The sequence below is a fragment of the Serratia proteamaculans genome, assembly GCF_946227095.1.
GTDB classification, from domain to species: Bacteria; Pseudomonadota; Gammaproteobacteria; order Enterobacterales; family Enterobacteriaceae; genus Serratia; species Serratia proteamaculans_E.
In genome coordinates, this window is the sequence record NZ_CAMISV010000004.1 from 245,583 (window position 1) to 258,417 (window position 12,835).

The 12,835-nt window shown below is 57.0% G+C and carries 11 protein-coding genes and 1 riboswitch; of the genes, 8 read left to right on the plus strand and 3 right to left on the minus strand.

Annotated features, from left to right (window positions below):
- Positions 1 to 21: 21 nt before the first annotated feature.
- The 3 genes from glnE (at position 22) to yjeH (ending at position 5,662) form a co-directional block, all read left to right on the plus strand.
- Complete coding sequence (gene glnE / locus OC597_RS10265; protein WP_262208605.1) at positions 22 to 2,859, plus strand: bifunctional [glutamate--ammonia ligase]-adenylyl-L-tyrosine phosphorylase/[glutamate--ammonia-ligase] adenylyltransferase; 2,838 nt, start codon at positions 22 to 24, stop codon at positions 2,857 to 2,859.
- 93 nt (positions 2,860 to 2,952) lie between these two features.
- The gene (hldE, locus tag OC597_RS10270; protein ID WP_012146988.1) at positions 2,953 to 4,383 is read left to right on the plus strand and encodes a bifunctional D-glycero-beta-D-manno-heptose-7-phosphate kinase/D-glycero-beta-D-manno-heptose 1-phosphate adenylyltransferase HldE; all 1,431 of its coding nucleotides are present in this window, start codon (positions 2,953 to 2,955) and stop codon (positions 4,381 to 4,383) included.
- 25 nt (positions 4,384 to 4,408) lie between these two features.
- Positions 4,409 to 5,662: an L-methionine/branched-chain amino acid transporter gene (gene yjeH / locus OC597_RS10275; RefSeq protein ID WP_262208606.1), complete on the plus strand. Its 1,254-nt coding sequence runs from the start codon at positions 4,409 to 4,411 to the stop codon at positions 5,660 to 5,662.
- A 29-nt stretch (positions 5,663 to 5,691) separates the two neighbouring features.
- On the opposite strand, the gene ubiK is transcribed toward yjeH, so the two are convergent.
- Positions 5,692 to 5,970 (minus strand): ubiquinone biosynthesis accessory factor UbiK, encoded by a 279-nt coding sequence (ubiK, locus tag OC597_RS10280; protein ID WP_012146986.1) that lies wholly within the window; start codon positions 5,968 to 5,970, stop codon positions 5,692 to 5,694.
- A gap of 145 nt (positions 5,971 to 6,115) precedes the next feature.
- A riboswitch (FMN riboswitch) is annotated at positions 6,116 to 6,277 on the plus strand.
- 110 nt (positions 6,278 to 6,387) lie between these two features.
- Between ubiK and ribB the strand changes: the two genes are divergently transcribed.
- Positions 6,388 to 7,041 carry a 3,4-dihydroxy-2-butanone-4-phosphate synthase gene (ribB, locus tag OC597_RS10285; RefSeq protein ID WP_085119293.1) on the plus strand — a complete coding sequence of 218 codons (654 nt, stop codon included), beginning with the start codon at positions 6,388 to 6,390 and terminating at the stop codon, positions 7,039 to 7,041.
- A 66-nt stretch (positions 7,042 to 7,107) separates the two neighbouring features.
- On the opposite strand, the gene zupT is transcribed toward ribB, so the two are convergent.
- A complete protein-coding gene (zupT, locus tag OC597_RS10290) occupies positions 7,108 to 7,875 on the minus strand; it encodes a zinc transporter ZupT (RefSeq protein WP_207977401.1) in 768 nt (255 codons plus the stop codon).
- A 206-nt stretch (positions 7,876 to 8,081) separates the two neighbouring features.
- Here zupT and ygiD point away from each other — a divergent pair, with 206 nt between their 5' ends.
- A complete protein-coding gene (gene ygiD / locus OC597_RS10295) occupies positions 8,082 to 8,864 on the plus strand; it encodes a 4,5-DOPA-extradiol-dioxygenase (protein ID WP_262208609.1) in 783 nt (260 codons plus the stop codon).
- Positions 8,865 to 8,879: 15 nt separating this feature from the next.
- On the opposite strand, the gene OC597_RS10300 is transcribed toward ygiD, so the two are convergent.
- Positions 8,880 to 9,905, minus strand: coding sequence for a LacI family DNA-binding transcriptional regulator (locus tag OC597_RS10300; RefSeq protein WP_261285332.1), 1,026 nt, complete (start codon positions 9,903 to 9,905; stop codon positions 8,880 to 8,882).
- Between the two features lie 215 nt (positions 9,906 to 10,120).
- On the opposite strand from OC597_RS10300, the gene OC597_RS10305 reads away from it, so the two are divergent.
- The 3 genes from OC597_RS10305 to OC597_RS10315 are packed head-to-tail and all read left to right on the plus strand — an operon-like array spanning position 10,121 to position 12,828.
- A complete protein-coding gene (locus tag OC597_RS10305; protein ID WP_261463331.1) occupies positions 10,121 to 11,890 on the plus strand; it encodes a class I mannose-6-phosphate isomerase in 1,770 nt (589 codons plus the stop codon).
- 5 nt (positions 11,891 to 11,895) lie between these two features.
- Positions 11,896 to 12,324 (plus strand): PTS sugar transporter subunit IIA, encoded by a 429-nt coding sequence (locus tag OC597_RS10310; protein WP_261285330.1) that lies wholly within the window; start codon positions 11,896 to 11,898, stop codon positions 12,322 to 12,324.
- A 9-nt stretch (positions 12,325 to 12,333) separates the two neighbouring features.
- Positions 12,334 to 12,828 carry a PTS sugar transporter subunit IIB gene (locus tag OC597_RS10315; RefSeq protein WP_261285329.1) on the plus strand — a complete coding sequence of 165 codons (495 nt, stop codon included), beginning with the start codon at positions 12,334 to 12,336 and terminating at the stop codon, positions 12,826 to 12,828.
- Positions 12,829 to 12,835: the final 7 nt, after the last annotated feature.

Sequence of the window (12,835 nt, forward strand, 5' to 3'; positions counted from 1 at the left end):
CCGCAGAACGGATCATTCACTATGTTGCCACTTTCGTGCGCGTTACAGGCTCAGGCACAGAACATCGTGCAGCGTTTTCAGGAAACTCAGGGCGCGGACTGTGCGCTCAGCGATCAGGAACAGTGGGTTTTGGCGTCGAGCGACTTTGTCTGCGACATGCTGCTCAACCAGCCGGAATGGCTGGCGACGCTGCGCAAGCAACCGCCGGTGGCGGACGAGTGGCAACATTATGCCGCCTGGCTGCAGGATGATTTGGAAGAGGTGCGTGACGAAGCGCAACTGATGCGCGTCTTGCGCCTGTTCCGCCGCGAGACGCTGGTGAGGATCGCCTGGGCGCAGGCGCTGGGCCAATGCAGTACGCAAGAAACGCTGTTGCAGCTGAGTGGGCTGGCAGAAACGCTGATCGTCAGCGCCCGCGACTGGCTGTACCAAACCTGTTGCCGCGAGTGGGGTACTCCCTGTAATGCGCAGGGCGTACCGCAGCCGTTGCTGATCCTCGGGATGGGCAAATTGGGCGGCGGTGAGCTGAATTTCTCATCCGATATCGATCTGATCTTTGCCTACCCGGAAAATGGCCAGACCCAGGGCGGGCGGCGTGAGCTGGATAACGCCCAGTTCTTCACCCGTCTGGGGCAACGGTTGATCAAAGCGCTGGATCAGCAAACCATCGACGGCTTTGTCTATCGCGTGGACATGCGCTTACGGCCGTTCGGCGACAGCGGCCCTCTGGTGATGAGCTTCGCCGCACTGGAGGATTATTACCAGGAACAGGGCCGTGACTGGGAACGTTACGCGATGGTCAAGGCGCGGCTGATGGGCGGTTCGGAAGACGTTTACAGCGAAGAACTGCGCAAAACCCTGCGGCCGTTCGTTTTCCGTCGCTATATCGATTTCAGCGTGATCCAGTCGTTGCGCAATATGAAAGGCATGATCGCCCGTGAGGTTCGGCGGCGCGGGCTAAAAGACAATATCAAGCTGGGTGCCGGCGGCATCCGCGAAATTGAATTTATCACCCAGGTGTTCCAACTGATCCGCGGCGGCCGTGAGCCGGCGTTGCAGGGTCGTTCCTTGCTGCCCACGTTACAGGCGGTGGGGGAACTGGGGTTGCTGGAGCCGCAACAGGTACAGGCGATGAGTGCCAGCTATCTGTTCTTGCGTCGGTTGGAAAACCTGCTGCAGGCGATTGCTGACCAACAAACACAGACGCTGCCACAGGATGAACTGGATCAGGCGCGCCTGGCCTGGGGCATGGGGTTCGACGACTGGTCGGCCCTGCTGGCGGCGCTGGAGATCCATATGCAGGCGGTCAGGGCGGTATTTAACGACCTGATTGGCGATGATAGCCCTGACGTTGGCGAAGATCCGGATTATCAGCACTATCACAGTCTGTGGCAGGACGCGCTGGAAGAGAACGAACTGGCCCCGTTGACGCCACACCTAGACGAAGAGGCGCGCAGGCAGATGCTGCGCACCATTGCCGAGTTTCGTCATGACGTCGACAAACGCACCATCGGCCCACGCGGTCGTGATGTGCTCGATCAATTGATGCCACGCCTGCTGGCGGAAGTGTGTCCGCGTCAGGATGCACCGACCGCGCTGCTGCGACTGACCCAGTTGTTATTGAGCATCGTGACTCGTACTACCTACCTCGAGCTGCTGGTGGAATACCATGCGGCGCTCAGCCATTTGATTCGCCTGTGTGCCGCTTCACCGATGGTGGCCAATCAACTGTCGCGTTATCCGCTGCTGCTGGATGAACTGCTGGAGCCGGCGACGTTGTATCAGCCGGTGGCCCCGGATGCCTACCGCAGCGAACTGCGCCAGTACCTGTTGCGGGTGCCGGAAGACGACGAAGAGCAGAGGCTGGAGGCGCTGCGCCAGTTCAAGCAGGCGCAGCAGTTGCGTATTGCCGCCGGGGATATCTCTGGTGCGTTGCCGGTGATGAAAGTGAGCGATCACCTCACCTATCTGGCGGAAGCGATTATCGATACTGTGGTGCAGCAGGCGTGGAACGATATGGTCGCACGCTATGGCCAGCCGACCCATTTGCAGGAGCGTGAAGGGCGTGGTTTTGCGGTGATTGGCTACGGCAAGCTGGGCGGTTGGGAACTGGGCTACAGTTCCGATCTTGACCTGGTGTTTATCCTCGACTGTCCGCCGGAGGTGATGACCGACGGCGATCGCAGCATCGACGGCCGTCAGTTTTATCTGCGTCTGGCGCAGCGCGTGATGCACCTGTTTAGCACCCGCACCTCGTCCGGTATTTTGTATGAAGTGGATGCTCGCCTGCGGCCGTCGGGTGCAGCCGGTATGCTGGTCAGTACCGTTGAAGCCTTTGCCGATTATCAGCAGAACGAGGCCTGGACCTGGGAACATCAGGCGTTGGTGCGGGCGCGCGTTGTGCATGGCGATCCGCTGTTGCACCAGCAGTTTGACGTTATCCGCCGTGAGATCCTGTGCAAACCGCGTGATCCGGAAACGTTGAAGCGCGAGGTGCGCGAGATGCGCGAGAAAATGCGCAATCACCTTGGCAGCAAGCAGCGCGATCTGTTTGATATCAAAGCCGACGAGGGCGGGATCACCGATATCGAATTTATTGCCCAGTATCTGGTCTTAGGCTATGCGGCCGCCGAACCACGCCTGACGCGCTGGTCTGATAACGTGCGCATTTTCGAGCTGATGGCCAATTACGACATCATGCCGGAAGAAGAAGCGCGCGCGCTGACCGAGGCTTACGTCACCATGCGCGATGAGATCCATCATCTGGCGTTGCAGGGGCATTCCGGCAAGGTCGGCAATGGGCAATTCGCCGCCGAACGTGAACAAGTCCGCGCCAGTTGGGCGAAGTGGCTGGGCTGAGCAGGCCGGTTGCGCAATACGTTTTGCAGCTATTACAGACGTCTGTGGTAATATCTGCGCCACTAAAATTTTGTACTTTTTTGGAGTTATCGGATGAAAGTTACACTGCCTGATTTTCGCCGCGCCGGGGTATTGGTGGTGGGTGACGTCATGTTGGATCGCTATTGGTATGGGCCGACCAGCCGTATTTCACCGGAAGCGCCGGTGCCGGTAGTCAAGGTTGAAACCATTGAAGAGCGTCCTGGCGGTGCGGCTAACGTGGCGATGAACATTGCTTCGCTGGGCGCTAACTCACGTCTGGTGGGCCTGACCGGTATTGATGATGCAGCGCGGGCGCTGAGTGCCAAGCTGAACGAAGTGAACGTGCGCTGTGATTTTGTCTCGGTGCCGACGCATCCGACCATCACCAAGCTGCGCGTGCTGTCGCGTAATCAGCAGCTGATCCGTCTCGATTTCGAAGAAGGCTTCTCTAACGTCGATCCGCAGCCGTTACTGGAGCGCATTCAACAGGCGCTGCCACAGATTGGCGCACTGGTGCTGTCCGACTACGCCAAAGGCGCGCTGAGCCAGGTACAGAGCATGATCCAACTGGCGCGGGCTGCCAAGGTGCCGGTGCTGATCGATCCTAAAGGATCGGATTTCGAGCGTTATCGCGGCGCAACGCTGCTGACGCCAAACCTGTCCGAATTCGAAGCAGTGGTCGGCCATTGTAAAGACGAAGCTGAACTGGTTGAGCGCGGCATGAAGCTGGTCGCGGACTTTGAGCTTTCTGCCCTCTTGGTGACCCGTTCCGAACACGGCATGACGCTGCTGCAGCCGGGCATTGCGCCACTGCATCTGCCAACTCTGGCGCAGGAGGTGTTCGACGTTACCGGTGCCGGCGATACGGTTATCGGTGTGTTGGCCGCGGCACTGGCTGCCGGTAACACGCTGGAAGAGTCCTGTTTCCTGGCCAATGCCGCCGCCGGTGTGGTGGTGGGTAAGCTGGGTACCTCGACCGTTTCACCGATCGAGCTGGAAAACGCGGTACGCGGCCGGGCCGAAACCGGCTTTGGCGTGATGACCGAAGCCCAGTTGAAAACCGCTGTGGCGCAAGCCCGTCAGCGCGGTGAGAAAGTAGTGATGACCAACGGCATCTTCGACATTCTGCATGCCGGTCACGTCTCTTATCTGGCCAATGCCCGCAAGCTGGGCGATCGCCTGATTGTGGCGGTGAACAGCGATGCTTCCACTAAGCGTCTGAAAGGTGAAACCCGTCCGGTCAACGCGCTGGAAAACCGCATGATCGTGCTGGGTGCGCTGGAAGCAGTGGACTGGGTAGTGCCGTTTGAAGAAGACACGCCACAGCGCCTGATCGCCGATATCCTGCCGGATCTGCTGGTGAAAGGCGGTGATTACAAGCCTGAAGACATCGCCGGTAGTACCGAGGTGTGGGCCAACGGCGGTGACGTCAAAGTGCTGAACTTTGAAGACGGTCTGTCGACCACCAACATCATCAAGGCAATCAAAGACGGGCGTGGCTAACGCTCGCTGAAAACGGCGGTGGGCAGTGAGTGGACTAAAGCAAGAGCTGAGTTTGGCGCAGGGCGTTGGGCTATTGTCCACTTCACTGCTGGGTACCGGAGTGTTTGCCGTTCCGGCCCTGGCAGCACAGGTGGCGCAGGGCGATAGCCTGTGGGCCTGGCCGGTGCTGATTATCCTGGTCTTTCCGATCGCCATTGCCTTTGCCGCTTTAGGCCGTCATTTTCCCAGCGCCGCTGGCGCAGCACACTTTGTCGGGCTGGCCTTTGGCCCACGCATGGCGAAAGTGACCGGCTGGCTGTTTTTGTCAGTGATCCCGGTTGGGCTACCCGCTGCGTTACAGATTGCCGCCGGTTTTTGGCAGGCCACTTTCGGCTGGAGCGCCAATGGCCTGCTGTTGGTGCAGATCGCCACGCTGGTGGTGATTTGGTTTTTAGGCACGCGCAGCGCGGGTTCCAGCGCCAATATTCAAACGCTAATCGCTATTCTGGTGGTGGCGCTGGTGGCCGCTATCTGGTGGCGCGGCGACATCTCACTGACCCAAATTCCCTGGCCGGCCATCGCCGAAATCTCCCCACCCAATCTGTTCCACGCATTGGCAGTGATGTTCTGGTGCTTTGTGGGGTTGGAGGCGTTTGCCCATCTGGCGACCGAATTTCGTAACCCTGAACGCGATTTCCCGCGTGCGTTGTTGTTTGGCATGCTGGTCGCCGGGGCAGTGTACTGGGGCTGTACCGTAGCGGTGCTGCATTTCCATGCTTATGGTGAGTATCAGGCGGCGGCAGCTTCGTTGCCGGGTATCGTGGTGCAACTGTTTGGTCAGCATGCGCTGTGGGTAGCCTGCATCATTGGCTATCTGGCCTGCTTCGCCAGCGTGAATATCTATACCCAAAGCTTCGCCCGGCTGGTGTGGTCGCAGGCGCAGGATCGTCCGTCCAGCGCGCTGGCCAAGCTGTCTGCCGGACAGGCCCCGGTCAATGCATTAAGCGCGGTGGTGGGGAGCTGCTTGCTGTTCACTTTGCTGATTTATACGCTGAAGTTACCGCTGGATACGCTGCTGGTGTATGCCAATGGCATCTTCGTGTTGATTTACCTGCTGTGCATGCTGGCGGGGTGCCGAATTTTGCACGGGCGTTCGCGGTTAATGGCGGCGACAGGACTGGTGCTGTGTGTGTTGCTGATGGTGATTATCGGCTGGAAAAGCCTGTATGCGTTGGCAATGTTCGCGCTGATTTGGCTGGTGTTACGGCTTAAGCCGCAGGCGGCGTTCAAACCGCAATAAGGGCGCGGTGCCGCGCCCTCAACGGTAACTTATTCAGCGTCTGGCTGTTGCGCAGCAGGCGTGGCGTTCAGCTTGCTTTCCAGCTCGCTCATACGTTGTTCCAGCAATGCCAGCTTTTCGCGGGTGCGCAATAGCACCTGGGTCTGCACGTCGAACTCTTCGCGGTTGACCAAATCCAGGCGGGTGAGCTGTGACTGCAACACCTGACGGATTTTTTTCTCAACGTCTTCCCCGAATTCACGCACACCTTTAGGCATGGACTCATGCACCTGACGTGCGATCTGTTCAATTTTTTTCGGGTCAATCATGGCGTTTCCCTTTCAGAGTTTATTAGCTGTCGCCTAGTGTAATGCGAGTTGCTCGCCGGATAAACTATTAACCGCATTCCATGGCACTGGCCGAATTGTGCTTTTGCCAATTGCCCTGATTAATCATTAGCGTTATAGTCGAGAAGCTTATTCTCAGGGCGGGGTGCAAGTCCCCACCGGCGGTAAATCACCTTCTACGGTGAAAGCCCGCGAGCGCTCAGCCAGTTTCTTGCAGTTTGGTTAGAGGTCAGCAGATCCGGTGTAATTCCGGGGCCGACGGTTATAGTCCGGATGGGAGAGAGTAACGGTATCTGCCGGGTTTGTACCCGCTTGCGTTATTTTTTTAGCTATTGCTAGCTACTCCTCAAGATCGCCCTGGTTCTGGTAATCCATAATTTTCTAATGAGGTTTTTTACCATGAATCAGACCCTACTTTCAGATTTCGGCACGCCGGTAGAACGCGTAGAACGCGCTCTTGAAGCATTGCGCAATGGGCGCGGTGTGATGGTGCTCGATGATGAAAATCGTGAAAACGAAGGTGATATGGTCTTCGCCGCAGAAACCATGACCGTTGAGCAGATGGCGCTGACCATTCGCCACGGTAGCGGTATTGTGTGCCTGTGTCTCACCGAAGAACGCCGTCAGCAGCTTGAGCTGCCGATGATGGTGACCAACAACTCCAGCCAGTTCCAGACCGCCTTCACCGTGACTATCGAAGCGGCGCAGGGAGTGACGACCGGTGTTTCCGCGTCCGATCGCCTGACCACCATTCGCGCGGCGGTTGCCGATAACGCCAAGCCGAGCGATTTGAACCGCCCTGGTCACGTGTTCCCACTGCGTGCGCAGCCGGGTGGCGTGCTGAGCCGTCGTGGCCATACCGAAGCGACGATCGACCTGGTGGCAATGGCCGGTTTCAAACCTGCCGGCGTGCTGTGTGAACTGACTAACGATGACGGCAGCATGGCGCATGCACCAGAAGTTATCCTGTTCGCCAAACAGCATGACATGACCGTACTGACCATCGAAGATCTGGTGGCTTACCGTCAGGCGCACGAACAGAAAGCCAGCTGATATCAAACTGATTTTCTGAACATAAAAAAAGCCGCATACGCGGCTTTTTTTGTCGCTGAAAAACGCTTAACCGATGCCACCACTTTGTAACAGCGTCAGGCTGAATCCCATCACCGCCATTCCGCACAATACCCCGTAGCTCGGGTTGTTATTCGGATCAATTTCTTTCGCCAACGGCATCAGCTCATCGACCGACAGCGCCACCATAATACCGGCGACGGCCGCCATAATCGATGCCATCACCACCGGTGATATCATCGGGCCGAGCAGCAGAAAGGCCAGCACGCCGCCGAGAATTTCCGCCATACCGGAAATTCCCGACCACAACAGAGCCTTGGTCTTTGAACCGGTTGCGGCATACACCGGTCCGGCGACGGCCAGACCTTCAGGGATATTATGGATGGCGACGGCCAGCGCAATGCCCATCCCCAGTTCCAGATCGGCACTGGCAGTAACATAGGTGGCAATGCCCTCCGGGAAGTTGTGCAGGCTGATGCCCAGTGTCAACAGCACGGCAGTACGTTTCAGGTTGTGCGGCTGGAGCGGCTTCTGCAGCAAATCTTGCGGATGCTGGTGTGGCAGCATCCGGTCCAGCGCAAAATAACCCAGCAGGCCGAGCATGAACATGCCGTAGCCCAACATCGGCGACATGCCCTGGGTATGCAGCGCCGCGGGCAGCATTTCCATTAATGAAATCAACAGCATAATCCCGGCGGCAAAGCCGAGAGCAAATGCCAGCATTCGATTGGAGGGCTTCTGGCCGATAATGCCGAACAGGGCACCGACAAAGGTGGCGCCGCCGGCCAGCAGGGTCAGGAGTAGCGGTACGGACATAACTCTCTCCTATATGCTGAAATTATTGTTTGTTTTCTGATACTAACAGAGTAAAGGCATAAATCGAGTGGATTTGGCTGATTGCTTCCATTGTTTTAACCATTCAAATTTATTGAAGATCATCATCATGGTTATCCGGCTGTTTTAGCGCGGTAAACGGCGTAATCTGGTTCACATAATGTATTGCGACCAACCAAGGATCCTGTATGAACCCCTCTCGTATGCCAGCACTTTTTCTCGGCCACGGTAGCCCGATGAACGCGCTGGAAGAAAACCGCTACACCCAGGCATGGCGTACGTTAGGTGAAACCTTGCCACGCCCGAAGGCCATCGTTGCCGTTTCCGCTCACTGGTATACCCGTGGCACTGCGGTTACCGCGATGGAAAAACCGAAAACCATCCATGACTTTGGCGGGTTCCCACAGGCGCTGTTTGATACTCAGTATCCGGCACCCGGTTCACCGGAACTGGCAGCGCAGATCCAGCAGGTGCTGGCACCGATCAACGTCAAGGCCGACGTCAGCGAGTGGGGGCTGGATCATGGCACCTGGGGCGTATTGATCAAAATGTATCCCGAGGCGGACATTCCGGTCGTGCAGCTCAGCATCGACGGTACTCAGCCGGCGGAATATCACTATGAACTGGGCCGCAAGCTGGCAGAGCTGCGCGATCAGGGGATCATGATCGTTGCCAGCGGTAACGTGGTGCACAACTTGCGGATGGTGAAATGGCAGGGTGACGCCACCCCTTATCCATGGGCAACGTCGTTTGATAAGTTCGTGCGGGATAACCTGAATTATCAGGGGAATAACCACCCGCTGGTGAACTTTATGCAGCATGAGGGCGCGGCGCTGTCGAACCCGACGCCGGAGCACTACCTGCCGCTGCTGTACGTGATCGGCGGTTGGGACGGTGAGGAGCCGATAACCGTGCCGGTGGACGGCATTGAGATGAGTTCATTGAGCATGCTGTCAGTACAAATTGGCTAGAGCATTCACGCCAGCTCAGGCTGGCGTGAATTTATCGGTAAAACCGCAGGACTCGCGGATCACCAGAGAAGGCGGCAGGATGATACGTTTTGGCGGTTCATCATTGCCCTGAATACGGCTGTACAGCAGTTCCCCGGCTTTACGGCCAATCTCGCGCGAGGCCACCGACACGGTGGTCAAACCCGGCTGCACCAGCGAGGCTTCGGTAATATCATCAAAACCAATTAACGCAAAATCTCTGCCAATCTGACGGTCGAGTTTGCGCAATGTCTGCATTACCCCCAACGCGACGATGTCCTGATAGCACAAGGCTGCAGTGATTTCCGGGTGAGCCATCAGCAGCCGTTCTGCTGCCTTGGCACCGGAACTCTGGCTGGCCTCGCTATCCACAATCCATTCCCCTTTAACCATAATCCCGTGTTCCAGCAGCTTGCTGGTGTAGCCTCCCAGCCGCTGTGCGCGGGTGGTGGAACTGATGGATCCGCCGATAAAAGCGATATGGCGATGGCCGAGATCCAGCAGGTGCTGAGTCGCCAATTGGGTGCCCAGGAAGTTGTCGGTGCCGACGAAGTCAAAGTGCGCATCGGCCACCGGCCGAACCACCATAATGGCCGGTATCTTGCGGCGCTTCAGCGTTTCAAAAAACAGGGTGGGTGTTTGTCGGGCGGCGCACAGCACCATGCCGCTGGTATTGTTCTGTAGCAGGGAGTCGACAAATTTTTGCTGCCTGTCGGCAGACTCTTCGCTGTTGGCCAGAAACAGCATCAACTGGTGACGCTCCATTTCCTGGCTCAGTCCGGCGGTCATCTCCGCATAAAACGGATTGGTGATGTCGTGCAGCAACAGGCCGACCTGGTTGCTGCTGCGATTGCGCAGGTTAGCCGCGGTCTGATTATAGACATAGCCCAGTTCATCAATGGCACTCAGTACCCGCTTACGGGTGGCGTCCGATATGCGGCCACGGTTGCGCAATACCATCGATACCGTGGCGGTGGAGACTTTTGCGTGTGCGGCGACGTCCGCCAAAGTTATCGTGCTCATTTTATCTCCTGTCGATGCCGACGGTCATAGCAAGGTATAACGATTAACCTTATTTCGTAAAAATCTCGTCAATAAATCGTGATTCACATCACGAAAGTTCGGTTTTTTATGGGGTTATTATCGATTATATGAGGTTAATCCCGTTAACCAGCCTGTTTGTCAGAAGGTTAATCGATTAATCTTTTTCTATCTATCCAGTTCATAGGCAGAAGAATATGACAGAGCAACAGCATAAATCAACCAGCTATGACAAGTATCCGGAAGTGGCGGTGCAGGGGTTTGATAATGCCGCCTGGCAAGGCTGGCAGGCAGTGACCGAGGCCGTCAGCCACAAAATTGCCGCCCTCGGGTTGCGCAAAACCCTGTTGGTAGTGGATTGCTACCATGGGGTGAGTCTGGCTGAGCTAATAGAGAATTTTATTAAGCCTCTGCAGCCCGCCAGTAGCATCAATGCCGAATCGGCCAAATATGATGAGCCGCACATCCACGCGATGATTGAGCGCAATTTAACCGATGACCGTGTTTTTGGTGTGTTGTCGTGCCATGAAATGCCCGAGTTTTTTGATGCTGAACGCGTCCAGCAATTGCGCGATCAAATTGCGCGCGTCGACAGTGGGCTGGTGGTGGTTTATGGGCCGGGCGCGGCGCTGATCGCCGAAGCCGATGTATTGGTGTATGCCGATATGGCCCGCTGGGAAATCCAGCAGCGTTTTCGCCGCGGCGAACTGGGTAACTGGGGCGCGGCCAATGTGGACGAGGACGTGCTGCGCCGCTACAAGCGAGCATTCTTCGTGGAATGGCGAGTCTTCGATCGTCATAAAACCCCACTGCTACAGCGTGCAGATTTTGTGTTGGATACCAACCAGGCTGGCCAACCAAAGCTGGTGACCGGTACGGCTTTCCATGCCGGATTGCAGCAGGCGACTCAACGCCCATTCCGCGTGGTGCCATTTTTTGACCCCGGTGTTTGGGGCGGCCAGTGGATGAAACAACAGTTCGATCTCGACCCGACGGCAGCCAACTACGCATGGTGTTTTGACTGCGTGCCCGAGGAAAACAGCCTGCTAATGCGTTTTGGTGACGTCCGGGTCGAGATCCCCTCACAGGATTTGGTGCTGTTATATCCCCACCCCTTACTGGGTGAGCGGGTGCATGCCCGCTTCGGCGCCGAATTCCCGATCCGTTTTGACCTGCTGGATACCGTCGGCGGGCAAAATCTCAGCTTCCAGGTGCACCCGCTGACGGAATACATCCAACAGCATTTCGGTATGCATTACACCCAGGACGAAAGCTATTACATCCTGGCGGCAGAGCCGGGTTCCGAAGTGTACCTGGGGGTGAAAAACGGCACCGAACCGCAGGCGATGATGGCCGATCTGGCCGCCGCGCAAAGAGGTGAAAAAGCCTTCGATGATCAACGTTTCGTGAATCGTTTTCCAGCGCGTAAACACGACCATTTCCTGATCCCTGCGGGGACGGTGCATTGTTCCGGCTCGGGCGCCATGGTGCTGGAGATCAGCGCTACGCCGTACATTTTCACCTTCAAGCTGTGGGACTGGGGCCGTCTGGGATTAGATGGACAACCGCGCCCGGTGCATCTGCAGCATGGTGAGCAGGTGATTAACTGGCAGTGCGACACCACCTGGGCGACGGAGCATTTGGTGAACCGTATTGAGCCAGTTGCCGAAGGTGCGGGCTGGCAGGAGGAGCGAACCGGTCTGCACGAGCGGGAGTTTATCGAAACCCGGCGTCACTGGTTTAGTGAACCGGTGCTGCACCATACCGAAGGCCGGGTGAACGTGCTGAATCTGGTCGAAGGGGAAGAGGCGGTAGTTGAAAGCCCTGAAGGCCATTTCGTGCCCTTCGTGGTGCATTACGCCGAAACCTTTATCGTACCGGCCGCCGTGGGGCCGTACCGAATCAGCCCCCATGGCCGCAGCCTGGGCAAAACCCTGGGCACCATTAAAGCCTGGGTGAGGGGATAAGCATTATGTTGAAAGTGATAGTGACCTCCCATGGCCCGCTGGCCGAGGCGCTGATGAGCAGCGCACGTATGGTTTACGGTGAACTGCCGGGAACCAGCCATGTGGCCCTGAGCGAAGGGGCCGGAATCGAAGCTTTTAAACAGGATTTTGCCGACGAATTGCAGCGGGTAAGCGCGGGGGCAGACGGTGTGCTGGTGCTGTGCGACATGCTGTGTGGCACGCCTTATAACGTGGCCTGTCGCCACGCATTTGATCCCCAAACGTCGGTGCCGATGGCCGTGGTAACCGGCGTGAATTTCCCGATGTTGTTAATGAGTGCCGAATTACTGGAGGGAAAGGAGGTTCAACAGGCGGCACAGGAGCTGGTGGCGCTGGGGGGTGAGGCGATTTCCCTTGCTCGTCCAGCGGTAACGGCACAACCAGACGATTTCTGAGGAGAGAATATGGCCATTTCATTTGTTCGTATCGACGACCGGGTTATTCACGGTCAACTGGTGACCCGTTGGGCGAAGGAATTGCCCTGCGACGGCATTGTGGCGATCGATGATGAGGTAGCGGCGGATCCACTGCTGTCATCGGTGATGAAGGGGGCAGTGCAAGACACCAGGGTGTGGCTGTTTACCGTGCAACAGGCGATAGAAAAACTGCCGAAGGTGATCGCCAGCGACAAGCAATACTTTGTGATCGGTAAATCACCGGTCACGCTGCGCCGGCTGATAGAGGCCGGGATCGACCTCAGTAATCGTAACAAGAAAATCAACGTTGGGCCGATGTCTGCCCGCAAGGACACGGTGACCATCGGCCCGAATCAATCAGTGAGCGCGGTAGAGGCAGAGGCCTTCGATTTTCTTGCTGAACACGGACATGCCATCGAATTTCGTTTAGTCCCTGATGCCAGCCATTTCAGTTGGCTGGACGCAAAAAAGAAACTCAAATAAGCCTGAA